The following is a 17,257-nucleotide window of genomic DNA, read 5'->3' as shown; positions in this document are numbered from 1 at the left end:
GTTCCGTGGGGAGCACCGACCGGCTCGCGAAGGGACCACCATGAGATCGCTCTGGCTCGCCACTGCTCCGCCCATACCGTCCGACACCCTGCAGGGACGGAACTTCGACTCCGTCGTCGTGGGTGCAGGGCTCACGGGTTTGACGACGGCGCTCCTGCTGGCGCGGGCCGGCCATCGCGTGGTAGTTCTCGAGTCGCGGACGACGGGAGCGGTGACCACGGGAAACACGACGGCGAAGCTCTCGCTCCTGCAGGGCACGAGCATCTCGACGATCCTCAAGCACCACGACGCCGACCTGGCGCGGGCCTACGTGACCGGCAACCGTGAAGGACAGAGCTGGCTGCTCCGCTTCTGCGACGACCACGGCATCGGCTACGAGACCAGGGATGCCGTCAACTACGCCACCTCCGACACGGGTGCCCGCACCCTCACCGCCGAGCACGAGGCCTGCACCGAGGCCGGGCTCGACACGGAGCTCGGCAGCGCGGCAACCCTTCCCTTCCCCGTCCGGAAGACGCTGCGCCTGAAGAACCAGGCGCAGTTCCACCCCCTCGAGGTCCTTGCCGGCCTGGCTTCCGAGTTCCGTCGCCACGGCGGCGCCCTGATCGAAGGCGTCCGGGTCGAGGGGGTCGCCAAGACCGGGGCCGACGGCGTCGAGTTGAGGACGAGCGCGGGCGCGGTGACGGCGTCGAACGTCGTGCTCGCCACCGGTATCCCCATCCTCGACCGGGGCGGGTACTTCGCCGTCCTGCAGCCGATGCGCTCCTACTGTGTCGCGCTGACGGTGGACGACGACGTCCCCGAGGACATGTACCTCAGCGTGGACTCCCCCACCCGGTCACTGCGCACCGCACTCGTGGATGGTACGAAGTACCTGATCGTGGGAGGCAACGGCCACAAGGTCGGGCACAGCTCGAACACCCAGGCGAAGGTGGACGACCTCACGCGCTGGGCCCAGGAATATTTCCCGACGGCGCGGCCCGCCTACGCGTGGTCCGCGCAGGACTACACCCCGGCCGCCGCTGTGCCCTACGTGGGCAAGGTGCCCGCGGGCGGAGGCCACCTCTACGCGGCGACGGGCTACAACAAGTGGGGCATGACCAATGCCGTCGCGGCTTCCCTTGCCCTCGCGGGCGAGATCCTCGGCGGGAACATGCCATGGGCCGATACCCTCTACCGCACCAAGGTCAGCGCCACCGACGCGCTGCAGACGGCGCAGGCGAATGCCGTCGTCGGGATGGACCTGGTGACCGGATGGATTTCGGGCCTTGCGAGAACGGGCGCTTCCGCACCCGCCGAGGGAGAGGGACACGTCGTCCGCGAGGGCGCCCGTCCGATCGGGATCTGCACGGTCGACGGGGTACAGCACCGCGTCTCTGCCGTCTGCCCGCATCTTCGCGGCATCCTCAACTGGAACGACGCCGAGCGCTCCTGGGACTGTCCGCTCCACGGGTCCCGCTTCACCGCCGACGGGAAGCTGCTCGAGGGTCCGTCGACGTCGGACCTGGCGGACACGCGCCGCTAGCCGACTATCGGTATCGCCGTGACGACGAGGTCTCAGGACCATAAATGCCGACCTGGAGGCCGATGACAGGCGCGTGCCATGGTGCGCCCGGTACCACGTCGCGCATCAGCTTCGTCTTCAACCAGGGGCTCAGGCCCTCCGCGGAACATGCCCCCTCGATGACGTCCCGCAGGAAGTAGCCTCCGACCCGGGGCACCTGCGCCTTGGTGCCGTCGAGGAAGGACAGGATGAACTTCACCTGAGGATCAGGGCGTTTCTGCGACTCTGCATGGCTGGCCTCGTGCTGGAGGGCATTGAGCGCGTGGTCGAAGACGAGGTTCGATCGGTCGAACGCCGGATGTGCCGGACACGTCACGGTATGGAATGCCACCCAGTGCAGGGGATGGATGTCCGAGATGACCGAGACCGCACCGGTGCGGGCCCGGATCTGCAACCAGACGAGGTCGTCCGGGACGCTCGCGCGGGCGGCGAGTACGGAGCGGACCGCGCAGGCGTCCCAGAGCGAGCCGACACCGAGACGAAGCGCAGGGAGGTCTGGACACTTGACGACGAACCCGTCCTCAACTGCTTCGACATCGACCTTGAAGACCAACACCCTGCACCGCCTCAGGAGCGCGCAATGCTCCTTGCGCACAGGATAGAGGTACCGGAGCCAGCGGGCCAGTACTAGTGCAGACCGTGACGCCCCGCCCGAACAACCTGAACCGTGCTTCGCCTCCTGCAGCAGAAGGTGGGGCAGGGAGCGTGACCGCATCGAACTGTGATGGTGGTCGGGCTCAGGACGGAGGACGCACCGACCTACGGGCGCGCGTTCCGCGCCGAGATCTCCTTCAGGAGGTCCCGCATCTCGGTCAGGAGGGCGATGTCGACCGGCGTGGGGGTCTCCGCCGCCTCCTGGGGCGCGGCCAGCGCGCGGAGTCGCTCATTGGCGCGGTTCATCGGAAGCACGAACAGGAAGTACACGACGGCTGCCGTGATGAGGAAGGTCACCGCCGCCGTGATGACGGCGCCGATGTCCACGAACGTCGCCTCGTTGCCCCGCCGGATCTGGAAACCCAGACCGGCAGCGTCGATCTCACCGGCGGAAGCGATGATCGGCTTGATGATGCTGTTCGTGAAGGACGTGACGAGTGCGGTGAAGGCGCTGCCGATCACGACGGCGATGGCGAGTTCGATGACGTTGCCCCGCATGATGAAATCCCTGAAACCCCTGATCATCGATCATCTCCCGATCTGTAGTCGTACGGACGTGGTGGAGGAAAGAACCCGCATGAGGCAGCGGGGGCGCCGCGGAACAGGGCCTGCATCGACCACGGCACCCAGGACCTACCGGAGCGGTCGACCGGCGACGATCAGGTCCACGACACCGAGCAGTTCCTCGATGTCGTCGGCACTCGTGCGGCCCGTGCCTGCCGATGCGAAGAACGCGGCGTCGTAGTAGAGGCCGTCGCCGAGCAGCTTGACGGCACGCGCGGTCGTGCGATCGCCGAGCTGGGACTCGAGCGCGTCGAGCCACCGTTCCTGGATCTCCGCGAGCGAGGCTTTCGCCGTCGGGTGGCCCTGCTGGGCCAGGCGCGCCATCGAGACGAGCGCACGGTCGAGGGCGCTGTCCTCGAACACGGAGGTGCGGACGTAGTAGCGCGCCGCTCCGTCGGGGGCAGAGACCATGATCTCGCGATCCCTCTCGGCCAGTCCGCGGAGTCGTTCCGCCAGGGCATCGACCAGGGCTTCCTTGGAAGGGAAGTGGTACAGCAGGCCTCCCTTGGAGACGTCTGCCGCCGCAGCGACCGCTTCCATGGTCGCGGCCCGCTCCCCGTCGCGGATCAACGCGTCTTCGAAGCTGTCGAGGATGCGCTCGCGGGAACTGGACACCTCCTGATGATACCGGTCACTTTTGTTGTACTGTACCGGCTGGACGGTATAGCTTGGATGGATGACCACAACACCTTCCGCTTCCGCATGCGTGTCCGGGGTGAACCCGCGTGCCGCTGCTTCCTCCCGCTCCTCCCTTGCCGGCCGCCGCGAGTGGCTCGCCCTCGCCGTGCTGATGCTGCCGGTGCTGCTCGTCTCCGTCGACAACACGGTGCTGAGCTTCGCCCTGCCGGAGATTTCCCGGCACTTCGCGACGAGCGGTACCACACTGCTCTGGATCGTCGACAGCTACCCCCTCGTCCTCGCCGGCCTGCTCGTCGCCATGGGGAGTCTCGGTGACCGCTTCGGTCGACGCCGTCTGCTCATGATCGGCGCGGCCGGTTTCGCGGCCTTCTCCGTGGTCGCCGCCTTCGCCCCCACTGCAGCCTCCCTGGTGGCCGCTCGCGTGGGTCTCGGCGTCTTCGGCGCCATGCTCATGCCCTCGACGCTTTCGCTGATCCGCAACATCTTCACCGATCGCAACCAGCGCCGGGTCGCGATCGCGGTCTGGGCAGCAGGTTTCTCTGCAGGAGCCGCCCTCGGACCACTCCTCGGTGGCGTCCTGCTCGAGCACTTCTGGTGGGGATCCGTGTTCCTCCTGGCGGTGCCCGTCCTGGTCCTCATGCTGGCCCTGACTCCCGCAGTCGTGCCCGAGTCCAGGGACTCGCATCCCGGACGCGTCGACTACGCCAGTATCGTCCTGTCCATCGCGACCATGCTCCCGGTCGTCTACGCCATCAAGAACCTGGCGAAGGGTGGACCGCTGCTGGTCTCGGTGACGGCTGCGTTCATCGGCCTTGCCGCCGGCGTCGTCTTCGTCGTCCGTCAGCTCCGACGCGATGACCCCATGCTCGACGTCAGGTTGTTCACCGTCCGGGCCTTCAGCGGCGCTGTCCTGGTGAACCTGCTGGCGATCTTCTCGCTCGTCGGCTTCCTGTTCTTCGTGTCGCAGCACCTGCAGCTGGTACTCGGCTACTCCCCGCTCGACGCCGGCCTCGTGCTCCTCCCGGGGCTCCTCATGACGATCATCGCGGGGCTCGCCGTCGTTCCACTGGCCCGCAGGCTACCGCCACACGCCGTCGTCTCGGTGTCACTGCTCTTCTCGGCAATCGCCTACTCGATGATCGCCTTTTTGGGCGAGGGCGGGTCCGCAGGGTTCCTGATGGTGGCCTTCGTCATTCTTGGCGTCGGGGTCGGCGCCTCCGAAACGGTATCCAACGACCTGATCCTGTCGACGGTGCCTGCGGCGAAGGCAGGGGCGGCATCGGCCGTGTCGGAGACCGCGTACGAAGTGGGCTCCGTGCTCGGGACCGCCGTACTCGGCAGCATCCTCCTGGCGTCCTATCATCGGAACCTCGTGCTTCCCCCAGGCCTCGACACAGAACAGGCCGGGAGGTCGACTGAAACGCTCGGCGGGGCCGTCGAGGTCGCCGCACAGCTTGACGCGACCGGCGCTTCGCTCCTGCGGGATTCGGCGTTCCATGCATTCGACAGTGGTGTCACGGTCACGTCGGGCATCGCTGCGCTGCTCATGATCGGCGCATCGGTACTGGCGGCGTGGAGCCTGCGTGGTGGCGGTCGTGACGGTCGTGGCGGTCGTGGCAGCGGTGGCAGCGCTCAGTAACGCGGATCGGCCTCCCGCTTCGAGAGGCGTTACCGGATGGTGGCGCAGCTGATGCCGAGTTCCGTTGCGGCGTGAAGCGCTCGCCGAGGTCCTGCACCCGCACCCCCCAGCTCGGCGCGAGGACCGCATCAGCGGCTCCCCTCAGCTCGGGCGTGAGCCGAACCAGACCCGCACTGTCAGCCCGCCCCCGGGCGTCTGATCGAACGTGAGGCGCCCGCCGTGCGCCTGGGCGATCCGGACGCACGTCGCCAGGCCGATACCGGTACCCGCAGGGTCCCCCTCACGCTCGAGGCGGACCAGCGGCTCGAGCACGCGATCGTAGTCCTCGGGCGGAATCCCCTTGCCGTTGTCCGCCACGTCCAACCGCCAGGATTCCGGTGTGCCCGTTCCGGTGATGCGCACCTCCGGCGGCACTCCGGGCCGCGCATAGGCGACGGCGTTCGTGAGGAGGTTCTGGATCAGGACACGGAGCTGTTCGCGGTCGGCCTTCCCCTCGAAGTCATCCACCGTGATCCGAACGCCGTCGACGGAGTGACCCAGATCGTCGACGGCGGCCCCGACCACTTCGGCGAGCGAGACGACTCGGGGGTGCGCTGCCCCGCCCACACGGGAGTACCCGAGCAGGTTCTCCACCATCGACGACATGCGCAGGGCGCTCGCGCCGATGCGCTTGAAGTAGGTGCCCGCGGGGCCCTCCTGGAGCGCAGGCTCGTCCTCCGCGAGTTCGGCGAGGCCGACGACATTGGTCAGGGGCCCTTGCAGGTCGTGGCTGATGCGTCCTGCAAATTCGCCCAGGAGCTCATTGCTGCGCCGCAGCTCGGACACCGTGGCGTCCAGCTGCCGGGTGCGCAACTGGAGGTCGAGGACGTCGACGACCTGCGCCGCGAGTGTCTCGAGCCCGGTGACCTGCTGCTCGGTGAGGTTCCCGGGCACCTCGTCGAAGATGCAGAGGGTGCCGAGGGGCACACCATCCCTCGTGAGCAGTGGAGTGGTCGCGTAGAAGCGGACCTCACCGAAGCGGCCGTCGACGAAGGGGTTCGAACGGAATCGGGGGTCCTCCCTGCAGTCCGGCACCACCACGGTGTGCCCGTACTGGAAGACCTGCCCGCACAGGGAATCGTCGCGCGCGCACATGAGTGGTTCGAGCCCCAGCGCCGCGATCTGGTGGAATTCGTCTTCGGTGATGACGTTGGTCGCACCGTACTTCGCGTTGCAGAGCTGCACCGCGAAGGCTACCAGGTTCTGCAGCGCGGCGGGCGCGGCGGCCGCTGCGGCCGCTGCGGCCGGCTGCGGCGTGGAACCGGCGGGCGCCACCTCACCCAGGGCCACGCCGAGCCCGTACTGCGACAGCAGTTCCGCGTGATCAGAGCCCCGCCCCATCCGTCGAACGGATGCCTGACCGGTCATGCGCCTCGTCCTCCCGGTGCCCACCTGCTGTGATCTGCCTCCTAGGGCAATCGCCCACGTCCACGCGCACAGCGAACACGTGCCTCCCCCGGAGTGCTGGTCCCTATGATCGGGGACAATGGTGGTGTGGCCCTGCTTACCGAATCCCCCGTCCTCGACGCAGATGCCGTCCGCCGTGAGGCCGGGCGTCGTCGTACCTTCGCCGTCATATCGCACCCCGACGCCGGAAAGTCGACGCTGACCGAAGCCCTCGCCCTCCTTGCACGGGCCATCCAGGACGCCGGGGTCACCCACGGCAAGTCGAGCCGGCACGCGACCGTCTCGGACTGGATGGGCATAGAGCAGGAACGCGGCATCTCGATCAGCTCCGCGGCCCTCCAGCTGACCTACCGGGACACCATCCTGAACGTCGTCGACACCCCTGGGCACGCCGACTTCTCCGAGGACACCTATCGCGTCCTCGCCGCCGTCGACTCGGCCGTCATGCTGATCGATGCCGCGAAAGGCTTCGAGCCGCAGACCGTGAAGCTCCTGGCCGTCTGCAAGCAGCGCAATATCCCGATCATCACCGTCATCAACAAGTGGGACCGGCCCGGCCTCGACGCGCTCGGCCTGATCGATGACGTCGGAGAGCGCACCGGCATGACACCGGTGCCGCTCACATGGCCCGCCGGTATCGCCGGCCACTTCCAGGGCCTGATCGACCTCCGGGCAGAGCGCGCCATCTCGCTCGAGGCCGTGGAGGCCGGGGCGCAGGCTGCGGAGGAGACGATCGTCGACATCGACGCGTTGGACCCGCGGGACGCCGGTGCCTGGCTTGACGCCCGCGAGGAGTCCGGCCTCGTCATCTCCTCCAACGGCTCCTTCGACCGGGAAGAGTTCGAGGCCGCACGCCAGACGCCGGTCCTCTTCGCGGCGGCGGCAAAGAACTTCGGTGTCTCGCAGCTCCTCGACATCCTCGTGGACGTGGCCCCCTCGCCGTCCCCCCGGCCCTCGAAGGAGGACGAGCCGAGGCCCATCGAGGCGCCCATGTCCGGGTTCGTCTTCAAGGTGCAGGCGGGCCAGGACAGCGCGCACCGCGACCACATCGCGTACCTGCGCATCTGCTCCGGCACCTTCGAGCGCGGCATGGTCATCACGAACCAGCGCACCGGCAAGCCCTTCGCCACGAAGTACGCGCACCGCGTCCTCGGCCGGAGCCGCGAGGTGGTGGACACCGCCTGGCCGGGCGACGTCGTCGGGCTGGTGAACGCGACGAGCCTCCGTGTGGGCGACAGCCTCTTCGCCGAGCAGCCCGTGCAGTTCCCCGACATCCCGCGCTTCTCACCCGAACTGTTCGCCGTCGCGCGTGCCAAGGATCCGGGCCGGTACAAGCAGTTCCGCCGGGGCATCGAGCAGCTCGAGCACGAGGGCGTGGTGCAGGTCCTCCGCTCCGATCTGCGTGGCGACCAGGCGCCCGTCCTCGCCGCCGTCGGAGCCCTGCAGTTCGAGGTCGCCGCCGAGCGGCTGGGCACCGAGTTCAACGCGCCCACCTCGCTCGACCACCTGTCCTACACCCTCGCGATGCGCGTGGCCCCAGAGAGCCAGGGCGTGCCGGAGACCTTCCGTGGCGGCGAGATCCTGTTCCGGTCGGACGGCGAGATCGTGGCCGTCTTCGGTGACAAGTGGAAGGTCGGGCACTTCAAGAAGGACTACCCCGACGTCGTGCTCGAGCCGATCGGTGCCGCGGTCGACGTCTAGCTGTTCCTTCCGCGCGCGGCGACGGTCCAGCGCTCCCTCAGGACGCCGTCGCGCACCACCTGCACCTCATCGACGAGGTTGACCGCCAGACAAACGTGGTTGGGGACGACCCGCAGCCGTGCACCGAGTGGCGGAAGGGCACCGCACGGCCATTCGACGGTGGCGTGGTGCTCGGACAACGCCACGATGCGCGCCTCGGGATGATCGAGGAGGCGCCCGTAGCCGGTCGCCCAGGGCGCGCGGTCGCTGCCGAGGACCTTGCTGCCCGCGTCGACGATGAAGCGCCCGGGCTGCCCCGGCGCGCCGCACCGATGACTCACGACCGTGCCCTCGACCGTCAGCGCGATGTCCTCCGGGAGGCAGTGGCCGAGCTCCCACTGCTGCGCATCACCGAAGACGTACACTCCCGGGCGGAGCTCGGTGAGGGTGCTACCGGAGGAGAGACGAGCCGACGGCGTCGAGCCACCGCTCACCTCGAGGTCACGGAAGCCCGCGTCCTCGAGGGCAGAGACAGCAACGGACAGGGCTCTGGCCTCGTCAGCGACGGCGGCTTCCGCGGCTCCCGGTCCGTAGCTGTGCCCGGGGAAGGTGAAGATGCCGACGACGGCGAGGCCGGCGGCAGACGCCGCTGCTGCCACCTCGAGCACTTCGTGCGGTGGAACTCCGCTGCGGTGGTGACCGCTGTCCACCTCGATCCGCACCTCGACGCGCGACGCCGACGCGCCGAGGCTGCGCGCCAGCCGCAGCGCCCCCTCGGCCGACTCCACGCCCACCGTCATGTGCGCATGGTCGGCGAGCGTCAGCAGCCTCCCGGCGGCACGCTCGTCGACCCAGAGCGGATAGGCGATGAAGATATCGGTGACTCCGGCGGCGGCGAATACCTCGGCCTCGCCAACGGTCGCAACCGTCAGGCCGATGGCGCCCGCTGCGATCTGGTGGTGGGCGATCTCGATGATCTTGTGGGTCTTGGCGTGCGGCCGCAGAACTAGTCCGCGCTCCTGCACCGAGCGGGCCATGGCAGCGATGTTGCGCCCGAGGATATCGGCGTCGACGACCACGGCCGGCGTGGACGCACCGGTCAGGATCGGAACCACGAGCCCGCTCAGGCGTCGAAGTGCGTCTGGGGAACCTGCTGGCCTATCGACGTCACCACTGCCGCAGCGACGTCCGCGAGCTTCTTGTTGCGCCCACTCGAAGCCGCCTTGAGGATGGTCATCGCCGTCTCATGACTGCACCGGTTTTGCCCCATGATGATGCCGGCAGCGACGTCGATGGTGGTGCGCGAGTCCATCGCGGCCTTGAGGTTCGAGGCGGTGTCGGCGAGGTGGGCGATCCGCACGGCCATCCGCAGCGACTTCGATGCCTCCCTGGCGAGCTCGACGGCTTCGGCGATCGCCGCGTCGTCGAATGCATCGGGTTCCGTCGAGTAGAGGTTCAGCCCGGAGGCCGCGAGCCCGTCGAGCGGGATGGGAACGCCGAGCGCGGAGCGGATGCCGTGCTCAGAGATGGCCCTCGTGTAGTTGCCAAAGCGCGACTCGGTGCGGAAGTCCGACACCGTGTAGACCTGGCCCTCACGTGCTGCACGCAGGCAGGGGCCGTCGTCGAACTGGTACTGCACCTCGTCCATCCGCTGCGCCTGCTCCGAGCTGCTCGCCACCGTCGCCTTCGACCGCGGCCGAAGGAGTGTGATGCCGCTCAACACTGCCCGGCCCTCGGTGGAGAGCTCACTGGCAGCCACCTTGGCCAATCCTTCGAGGAACTCGTTCACGTCCGCGCTGTCCAGGACCATGTCCTGCAGCATCCCCGGAAGGGACACTTCACCGAGAATCTGGCTGTCAGCCACAGCTATCCACCTTCTGCTCGTAGAGGGCCGCAACGAGCGGCCCGTGGTCCCACGTTACCGGCCCGGCGCCCGGCCCGGAAAGCGGCGTACTGCGCGGAAAGCAGCGGACTGCGCCTAGCGTGACGGGCCGCGGCGGACTGCGCGACGAGGCGCAGTGCAGCAGGAACGACGACGGCGCGACAGGCCGGAGGGCCCATCGCGCCGTTCGACGCGGTGCGGGGGTCTAGGAGGCGCGACCGGCCGGCGTGAGTCCGCCGGAGCACGCAGCACCGGGCTCGCGGGTCTGCTCACCCTGGATGTACTTGTCGAGGAAGGTGGTGAGTCTCTCGTCGTCGGCGGAGTCGACCTTCAGCTGCAGGCCCCACGCGCTGGCAGCGACGGGCGAGTCGAGGCCCGGGAAGGGGCTGAGGAGCACGTAGGAGCGGCTCCCGACCAGGTCGGTCAGTTTATCGATCTCGGCCTGGCCGATGTCGGGGTTGTACGTCACCCAGACGGCACCGTGCTCCATCGAGTGGACGGAGTTCTCGTTCGGGATGGGTTCCGTGTAGACGCCACAGTTGGTCCAGACAGGATTGTGGTCCCCACCCACGGGCGGCGACTGCTCGTACTGCACCGGAGCCTCCACGTGGTTGAACGTGACGTCGGGGAACTCCTGGACGTCCTGGATCGGCTCGGCCGCGGCGGCTTCGCGATCCCGGTTCACCTGCACCTGGTTCACGATCACGAGGGTCACCGCGATGATGATCGCCAGGATGACGGCACCGATGCCGCCGAAGATCAGGGCATTGCGCTTGCGCTCGCCGGCCCGTTGCTGGGCTTGGATGGCAGCCAGGCGCGCTTGGCGGTCCTGGTTCTCCTGTGACCGTTTCTTGTTCAACGAGGTGTCCTTCAGTGCTGGAGTGGCTGCGGCGGTCGCCGCGATTCGGGGTGCGCCGGAAACAAATGTACCGGTGGGTGCCCTCGGTCCTTCAACCGGTCGCCGGAACGGTGGGCTGGAGTGCGCCCTACAGGGCGTCGAGCATGGTCTGCATGAGCGTGATCTCGGCCTGCTGGCCCGACTGGATCTTGGCGGCCAGTGTTCGGACCTGCTCCGTGTCCGCAAGCTTCGCACCTGCCTCGGCCATCTCCACGCCGGCCTCGTGGTGGCTGATCATGAGATTCAGGTAGAGACGCTCGGCGTCCTCGCCCCGGGCGGCACGCAGTTCGTCGAGCTGCCCTTCGGTCGCCATCCCGGGCATCAGCCCTTCGGGGGTGAGCATGGAGCCGGCTCCGCTCCCCGCTCCCATGTCCATCCCATCATGGTCGCCCGCACCGGACGCCATCCATTCCATGCGCGGCTCGGCACTGCTCTGCGGCAGCCCCCACTCCTCGAGCCATGCGTACATCTGGCCGGCCTGCTGCTGCTGGGTGAGGGCTATGTCGTAGGCGATCGCGCGCAGCGTCCCGTCCTCGACGTTGTCGCGCACGATCATGGACATCTCGACGGCCTGGTTGTGGTGGACCTGCATGTCGCGGGCAAATCCGGCGTCGGCGCTGTTGGAGGCGGGGTAGGAAGGGCCGGCCGAGACGCGTCCGGCTGTGAACGCGAGCGCGAAGAGCGCGAGTACCGCGATCCCGGCGAGGATCAGGAGGACTCGCTTCTGCCAACCGGGCAGGGAGAGGGTCATGGAGGTCCTTGGAGTGGAAGTGTACCGATGAGCCAACCTACGTCATTGCGCTGGATGTTTGCTCGGAGGACCACCGACGGTCTGGCCAACGGTACCCCCGGGGGGTATAGTGAATGTCATGCGAGGAGCCACATCATGATCACCACAGCACACGACCACCCGGAGAACAGCGCACCGCACGGCTACACCGCCGACAAGGAGGCCTACCTCAAGCGCCTGCGCCGCATCGAGGGCCAGGTGCGCGGCATCGCCCGCATGGTCGACGAGGACAAGTACTGCATCGACATCCTCACGCAGGTCGCAGCCGTCAACAAGGCACTCCACGCCGTGTCGATGGGACTCCTCGAAGAGCACATAGCGCACTGCGTCGTCGGAGCCGCCCAGGAGTCCAGTGCTTCGGGCGACACCGAGGCAGTGCAGACGAAGGTCCAGGAAGCGACGGCGGCCATCGGTCGCCTGCTCCGCTGACCCGGATCCCCAGAACAACCACACCCTGAGGAAATCATCATGACCACCACCACGATCACCATCGCCGGCATGACGTGCGGCCACTGCGTCAGTGCCGTCACCGATGAGCTGTCCGGGCTGCCCGGTGTCGATTCCGTCGACGTCGACCTCGTCAAGGGCGGCACCTCCACCGCCACCATCTCGTCCTCCGCGCCGCTGGACCCCGCAGCGATCGGTGACGCCGTCACCGAGGCCGGCTACACCGTGGTTCCCGCGAGGTCCTGACATGACCACACAGCAGGTGCCGGCACAGGGCATCGAGCAGGAGCAACGCGTCGTCCAGCTGTCGATCCAGGGCATGACGTGTGCCTCGTGCGTGGGCCGCGTCGAACGGAAGCTCGGCAAGCTCGACGGCGTCGAGGCGAGCGTCAACCTGCCACTGGAGAGCGCCGTCGTGCGGGTTCCCGCGTCCATCACCGATCAGGATCTGGTCGACACCGTCGTCGCGACGGGGTACGGGGCATACGTGGTGCACCCCGAGCATGCAGGGCATCCGGCAGAAGGCGAACACGACCACACGCCCTCCCTGCTCGGAGTCCGGCTGCTCCTCGCCGCCATCCTGTCCGTGCCGGTGCTGCTGATCTCGATGGTGCCCGCCCTCCAGTTCGCGAACTGGGGCTGGGTGGTCCTCGCGCTGTCCCTGCCCGTCGTCACGTGGTCGGCCTGGCCGTTCCACCGGGCCGCGGCCATCAACGCGCGGCATCTGTCCTCCACCATGGACACCCTCGTCTCGATCGGCGTCACGGCGGCCTTCCTGTTCTCGGCCTGGCAGCTCATCGCGGATCCGGCCCTGACACAGCATGCCGGAATGGCAGGCATGGACATGACGGAGCACTCCCTCTACTTCGAGGTGGCCGCCGTCGTCGTGACCTTCCTGCTGCTCGGCCGCTTCCTCGAGGCGTCCGCGAAACAACGGGCCGGCAACGCCCTGAAGTCGCTGCTGAGCCTCGGAGCGAAGGAAGCCAACGTGCTCCGCACCGTGAACGGCCGGCGCGTCGAGGTCACCCTGCCTGCCGACGCCCTGATCCCCGGCGACGAGTTCGTCGTCCGGCCCGGTGCGAAGATCGCGACCGACGGCATCGTCCTCGAAGGCAGCAGCGCCGTCGACGCCGCACTGCTGACCGGCGAGAGCCTCCCGGTCGAGGTGTCCGTGGGTGACCCCGTCACGGGCGCGACCATCAACACCTCCGGCCGGCTCGTGGTGCGGGCGACCCGCGTCGGTTCCGACACGGTCCTGTCGTCGATGGGCCGCCTGGTCAGCCAGGCCCAGGGCGGCAAGGCCCGGATCGCCCGGCTCGCCGACCGCATCAGTGCCGTCTTCGTGCCCGTGGTCCTCGTTCTCGCGATCATCACCTTCATCCTGTGGCTCGTGCTGGCCGGCGACCTCGACGCCGCCTTCACGGCCGCCGTCACCGTCCTGGTGATCGCCTGCCCGTGCGCCCTCGGCCTCGCCACGCCTACCGCGTTGCTGACCGGTACCGGCCGGGGCGCCCAGCTCGGCATCCTCATCCGCGGACCGCAGGTCCTCGAGGACACCCGGACCGTGGACACGATCGTCCTGGACAAGACCGGGACGGTCACGACCGGCACCATGGCGGTCGACGACGTCGTCGTGCTGTCCGACCTTCCCGCAGCGGAGGTGCTGCGCCTCGCGGGCGCCGTCGAGGCGGCCAGCGAGCATCCGATCGCCCAGGCCATCGCCAAGCGGGCCGCCGGTCAGGGCGAGCTCCCCGACGTGAGCGGTTTCTCGAGCGCTCCGGGCGGCGGTGTCCGGGGAGAGGTGGACGGCGCCGTCGTCGTGGCCGGGCGGGCCTCCTGGCTGGAGCGGAACGCGGTCCGCGCCACGGCCCCGCAGGTCGAATCCTTCACTGCGGCCGAGAAAGCGGGGGCGACCGCGGTCTGGGTCGCAGTCGACGGCGTGATCGTGGGTTTCATCACGCTGTCCGACACCGTCAAGGACGGCTCGACCGCCGCCATCGAGCGCCTTCGCGCGCTGGGGCTACGCCCCGTGCTGCTCACCGGGGACAACCGCGCCGTCGCGCTGCAGGTAGCCGCGACCGTGGGCATCGACCCGGCCGACGTCCGCGCCGGCGTGACTCCGGAGGGCAAGGTCGACGCGGTCCGCCAACTGCAGGCGGCAGGGGCAACCGTCGCCATGGCGGGCGACGGCGTCAACGACGCGGCGGCGTTGGCCCAGGCGGACCTCGGTATCGCGATGGGGTCCGGCACCGACGTGGCGATCGAAGCCGCGGACCTGACGGTGATGGGGAACAGCCTGGAGCAGGTGGCCCAGGCCATCGAACTCTCACGCCGCACCCTCGGCACCATCAAGGTCAACCTCTTCTGGGCCTTCTTCTACAACGCCGTGGGGATACCGATAGCCGCATTCGGCCTGCTCAATCCGATGCTGGCCGGAGCTGCCATGGCGGCGAGTTCGGTGCTCGTCGTCGCCAACTCGCTCAGGCTCCGCAGCTTCGGCAGGTAGTTCCCGGGGGGACGAGACTACGGAGTCGCCGTCGTCCCGGCCTCCGCAGCCGTCTGGGCGTACGACGCCGAGACCCTGCGATAGACCGGGGTGATGAAAGCCAGCGCCGCGGCCCCGATGATGATGATGCCGGCGACCAGGAACACCAGGGCGATGCCGCGGGACGTGCCCTCGCCCAGCAGTGGCGCCAGATGGGCTGCGCCGTCCGTGGACCGCGCGTAGGGGATGATCCAGAACTGGGCCATCGGCGCGATGAGGAACGCGGTGATCGGCGCGGCCGCGGACTCGAACGCCATCGCGAAGCCGAACACGCGCCCCTGCCGGTGCAGCGGTACCACCCGCTGGATCACCGTCTGCTCGGCGGCCTCGACGAATGGCACCAGGACCAGATAGAGCCAGATCCCGGCGACATACAGCCAGGCCCACTCGCGCACGGTGAACACCGCACCCACGACTCCCATCAGGATCACGGCGATGAGCATGGTGCGCAGCGGATTCGACCCCAGCCCGAACTTGCCGATCAGGGAGCCGCCCACGATGAACCCCGTGGCACCCAGCGCGAAGTAGGTTCCCCACATCTCCACGGAGAACAGTTCCAGACCGTAGGGATCCATCAACGCCATGTAGACGCCACCCACGAAGTTGTTGAACGTGGAGAAGAGGATCAGCGCGAACAACCCCGAGATCGCCAGCACCGCAGCGAAGGAGCCACGCAGGTCGAACCCGCCGTGCGCGTCCGTGGTGGCCACCCGCACCTCTTCGGGCATGCGCAGCGTGAGCAGATGCGCGAATGCCAGGGCCGTCAGCGCGATCGCGACGACGATCGTCCAGCCCATGCCGAGCAGCCCGACCGACAGGCCGGAGAGCACCGACGTGATGATGAACATCAATCCCTGCACCATGCCCACCAGACCGTTGGCGTTGGCGCGTCGGTCCGGCTCGATGAGGATGGTGACCGTCGTGGACAGGGCGATGTTGCGCATGTTCTCCACCACCGCGCCGATCAGGATGATCAGGGTGAAGACCCAGAACCACGGCTGTCGCAGGTCCAGCAGGACGGAGGCAGGTGTCAGCAGGTACATGACCCCGGACAGCACGAACATCACCAGTGTGAAGCCGCCGGCGAAGCGCATCACGGCCAGCTTGCGGTAGCGGTCGACGAAGGTCCCGAAGCTGATGCTGGAGAGGGCGATGAGCAGCATGTATGCGCCGCCGATCACTCCTGTGGCGATGACGTTGCGGGTCTGGAGGTACGCCCAGAACGTCAGTGCGAACCACAGATAACTCGTGGTGATGTTCGCGACGCCGGTGTTCACCAGGATGCCGCGGAAGGTGCGGGACCTCTCCGCCGGGCTGCGCAGGACCGGGTCGATGGCAGCCGACTCCTCGCACGGACCGCCGTCGTCACCGGGCTCAAGGGCAGCGGCGCTCTCGGACCGGCCCGCGCTGCCGCGCGGACCCGCAGCGGCCCCGGGAGGGGCCGGATCCTGCCCGGTCATGCGCCCCAGTGTACTGACATCGGTCGGCCGGCTACAGGGGTGGTGGCCCGTGTGGGTCAGGCGCGCGGAACCGGCTCCACGGGGTTCGATCCACCGAGGGCCGCCGGAGACACGGCGTCGTCGTCGTTCGCGGAGCGGACCTCGTCCAACCGAACGCATACCACGCCGGCGACGATGAGCAGGCCGCCCAGCAGCTGTACGACGCCGGGCAGCTCACCGAGGATCAGCCAGGCGGCCAGGACCGCGAACATCACCTCGGTCAGCGCGACGAAGCTCGCCACCTTGGACCCGAGTCGCTGCGCAGCCAGGATGCCCGTCACGTAGGCGGCCACCGTCGCCACCAGGACGAGGACCGCGACGGGCACGATCCAGCTGTAGGTCCGTCCTGCCAGCGAGACATCGGCGAAGACGAACCGGAACGGCATGATGTTCACCAGGCCGAGCACCAAGATGGTGAGTGCTCCGACCACCATCCCGCCGCCCGCCATCACGAGGGGCGGGAGCGACTCGTCGACCTTCGCCGACATCAGGAAGAACACCACGAGGCAGACGGCCGCGCCGAGGCCGAACAGCACGCCGACCGGATCCAGCCGGGCGTCCCCTGCGAGGTCCAGGACGAGCAGGAGTCCGAGGATCGCGGTGACCGACCCGATGATCGTGAGCAGGTTCGGCGCCTTCCGTGAGCGCAGCCAGAGGAAGCCCACGATCAGCACGGGTGCCAGGTACTCGAGCAGCAGCGACACTCCGACGGACATGCGCTGCACCGCGTTGAAGTAGAACAGCTGGCACAGAGCGATCGCCGTCGTGCCGTAGATCGTGACGGTAAGCGCATTGCCGCGCATCGTGGACCATCGGCCACGCAGAGCGATCAGGACCGGGATCAGCAGCACGACGGCGGCCCCTCCGATGCGGAGCCCGACGGCCGCGCCGGGGCTCCAACCGATCTCGAGGAGCGACTTGGCGAAGGGTCCGGAGACGCCGAACGTCGCAGCGGAGAGGAGTGCAATCCAGAAGCCGGTGGCGGGTCGCAGGGTCACGTCCGCTCCCTT

The 17,257-nt window shown here is 68.4% G+C and carries 16 protein-coding genes; 6 read left to right on the top strand and 10 right to left on the bottom strand.

Annotation, left to right across the window (positions count from 1 at the left end):
• Positions 1–40 precede the first annotated feature (40 nt).
• Positions 41–1,525 (top strand): FAD-dependent oxidoreductase, encoded by a 1,485-nt coding sequence (locus CXQ96_RS00375; protein WP_104116064.1) that lies wholly within the window; start codon positions 41–43, stop codon positions 1,523–1,525.
• Between the two features lie 4 nt (positions 1,526–1,529).
• On the opposite strand, the gene CXQ96_RS00370 is transcribed toward CXQ96_RS00375, so the two are convergent.
• The 3 genes from CXQ96_RS00370 to CXQ96_RS00360 form a co-directional block, all read right to left on the bottom strand.
• Positions 1,530–2,120, bottom strand: a complete 591-nt coding sequence (locus CXQ96_RS00370) for a hypothetical protein (RefSeq protein WP_146070775.1) — start codon at positions 2,118–2,120, stop codon at positions 1,530–1,532.
• Positions 2,121–2,323: 203 nt separating this feature from the next.
• On the bottom strand, positions 2,324–2,743 hold the full coding sequence (mscL, locus tag CXQ96_RS00365; RefSeq protein ID WP_104116062.1) for a large conductance mechanosensitive channel protein MscL: 420 nt from the start codon (positions 2,741–2,743) through the stop codon (positions 2,324–2,326).
• A 108-nt stretch (positions 2,744–2,851) separates the two neighbouring features.
• Positions 2,852–3,397, bottom strand: coding sequence for a TetR/AcrR family transcriptional regulator (locus CXQ96_RS00360; protein WP_104116061.1), 546 nt, complete (start codon positions 3,395–3,397; stop codon positions 2,852–2,854).
• A gap of 61 nt (positions 3,398–3,458) precedes the next feature.
• Between CXQ96_RS00360 and CXQ96_RS00355 the strand changes: the two genes are divergently transcribed.
• Positions 3,459–5,060, top strand: a complete 1,602-nt coding sequence (locus CXQ96_RS00355; RefSeq protein ID WP_104116060.1) for an MFS transporter — start codon at positions 3,459–3,461, stop codon at positions 5,058–5,060.
• Between the two features lie 141 nt (positions 5,061–5,201).
• On the opposite strand, the gene CXQ96_RS00350 is transcribed toward CXQ96_RS00355, so the two are convergent.
• The gene (locus CXQ96_RS00350) at positions 5,202–6,467 is read right to left on the bottom strand and encodes a GAF domain-containing sensor histidine kinase (protein WP_104116059.1); all 1,266 of its coding nucleotides are present in this window, start codon (positions 6,465–6,467) and stop codon (positions 5,202–5,204) included.
• A 126-nt stretch (positions 6,468–6,593) separates the two neighbouring features.
• On the opposite strand from CXQ96_RS00350, the gene CXQ96_RS00345 reads away from it, so the two are divergent.
• Positions 6,594–8,207 carry a peptide chain release factor 3 gene (locus CXQ96_RS00345; protein WP_258058695.1) on the top strand — a complete coding sequence of 538 codons (1,614 nt, stop codon included), beginning with the start codon at positions 6,594–6,596 and terminating at the stop codon, positions 8,205–8,207.
• On the opposite strand, the gene CXQ96_RS00340 is transcribed toward CXQ96_RS00345, so the two are convergent.
• The 4 genes from CXQ96_RS00340 to CXQ96_RS00325 form a co-directional block, all read right to left on the bottom strand.
• A complete protein-coding gene (locus tag CXQ96_RS00340; protein ID WP_258058688.1) occupies positions 8,204–9,301 on the bottom strand; it encodes an alanine racemase in 1,098 nt (365 codons plus the stop codon). The two genes, CXQ96_RS00345 and CXQ96_RS00340, sit on opposite strands and share 4 nt — an antisense overlap.
• Positions 9,302–9,309: 8 nt before the next feature.
• Complete coding sequence (locus CXQ96_RS00335; RefSeq protein WP_258058687.1) at positions 9,310–10,050, bottom strand: GAF and ANTAR domain-containing protein; 741 nt, start codon at positions 10,048–10,050, stop codon at positions 9,310–9,312.
• Positions 10,051–10,273: 223 nt separating this feature from the next.
• Positions 10,274–10,927 carry a DUF3105 domain-containing protein gene (locus CXQ96_RS00330; RefSeq protein WP_104116057.1) on the bottom strand — a complete coding sequence of 218 codons (654 nt, stop codon included), beginning with the start codon at positions 10,925–10,927 and terminating at the stop codon, positions 10,274–10,276.
• Between the two features lie 127 nt (positions 10,928–11,054).
• On the bottom strand, positions 11,055–11,717 hold the full coding sequence (locus tag CXQ96_RS00325) for a DUF305 domain-containing protein (RefSeq protein WP_104116056.1): 663 nt from the start codon (positions 11,715–11,717) through the stop codon (positions 11,055–11,057).
• Positions 11,718–11,852: 135 nt separating this feature from the next.
• Here CXQ96_RS00325 and CXQ96_RS00320 point away from each other — a divergent pair, with 135 nt between their 5' ends.
• From CXQ96_RS00320 to CXQ96_RS00310, 3 genes are read left to right on the top strand one after another with little or no spacing between them, the layout of a single operon-like run.
• The gene (locus tag CXQ96_RS00320) at positions 11,853–12,185 is read left to right on the top strand and encodes a metal-sensitive transcriptional regulator (RefSeq protein WP_181036301.1); all 333 of its coding nucleotides are present in this window, start codon (positions 11,853–11,855) and stop codon (positions 12,183–12,185) included.
• Between the two features lie 39 nt (positions 12,186–12,224).
• On the top strand, positions 12,225–12,449 hold the full coding sequence (locus CXQ96_RS00315; protein WP_104116054.1) for a heavy-metal-associated domain-containing protein: 225 nt from the start codon (positions 12,225–12,227) through the stop codon (positions 12,447–12,449).
• A 1-nt stretch (position 12,450) separates the two neighbouring features.
• Positions 12,451–14,709: a cation-translocating P-type ATPase gene (locus tag CXQ96_RS00310; RefSeq protein ID WP_104116053.1), complete on the top strand. Its 2,259-nt coding sequence runs from the start codon at positions 12,451–12,453 to the stop codon at positions 14,707–14,709.
• Between the two features lie 17 nt (positions 14,710–14,726).
• Here the strand turns inward: CXQ96_RS00310 and CXQ96_RS00305 are convergent, their stop codons facing one another.
• Entirely contained in the window at positions 14,727–16,208 is a 1,482-nt protein-coding gene (locus CXQ96_RS00305) for an MFS transporter (RefSeq protein ID WP_104116052.1), read from the bottom strand.
• Positions 16,209–16,264: 56 nt separating this feature from the next.
• Complete coding sequence (locus CXQ96_RS00300) at positions 16,265–17,245, bottom strand: DMT family transporter (RefSeq protein WP_104116051.1); 981 nt, start codon at positions 17,243–17,245, stop codon at positions 16,265–16,267.
• Positions 17,246–17,257: the final 12 nt, after the last annotated feature.

This window comes from Arthrobacter sp. B1805 (assembly GCF_002929745.1).
Classification (GTDB): Bacteria; Actinomycetota; Actinomycetes; order Actinomycetales; family Micrococcaceae; genus Arthrobacter_D.
Note: the sequence above shows the minus strand (reverse complement) of the source record. Positions and strands in the feature narration are given on the sequence as shown.

What these genes read in the sequence shown, in the direction of transcription:
- CXQ96_RS00355 (WP_104116060.1), top strand. Translation starts at nt 3,459, where the DNA reads ATGACCACAACACCTTCCGCTTCCGCATGCGTGTCCGGGGTGAACCCG.
- CXQ96_RS00310 (WP_104116053.1), top strand. Translation starts at nt 12,451, where the DNA reads ATGACCACACAGCAGGTGCCGGCACAGGGCATCGAGCAGGAGCAACGC.
- CXQ96_RS00325 (WP_104116056.1), bottom strand. Translation starts at nt 11,717, where the DNA reads ATGACCCTCTCCCTGCCCGGTTGGCAGAAGCGAGTCCTCCTGATCCTC.
- CXQ96_RS00305 (WP_104116052.1), bottom strand. Translation starts at nt 16,208, where the DNA reads ATGACCGGGCAGGATCCGGCCCCTCCCGGGGCCGCTGCGGGTCCGCGC.
- CXQ96_RS00315 (WP_104116054.1), top strand. Translation starts at nt 12,225, where the DNA reads ATGACCACCACCACGATCACCATCGCCGGCATGACGTGCGGCCACTGC.
- CXQ96_RS00375 (WP_104116064.1), top strand. Translation starts at nt 41, where the DNA reads ATGAGATCGCTCTGGCTCGCCACTGCTCCGCCCATACCGTCCGACACC.
- mscL (WP_104116062.1), bottom strand. Translation starts at nt 2,743, where the DNA reads ATGATCAGGGGTTTCAGGGATTTCATCATGCGGGGCAACGTCATCGAA.
- CXQ96_RS00350 (WP_104116059.1), bottom strand. Translation starts at nt 6,467, where the DNA reads ATGACCGGTCAGGCATCCGTTCGACGGATGGGGCGGGGCTCTGATCAC.
- CXQ96_RS00320 (WP_181036301.1), top strand. Translation starts at nt 11,853, where the DNA reads ATGATCACCACAGCACACGACCACCCGGAGAACAGCGCACCGCACGGC.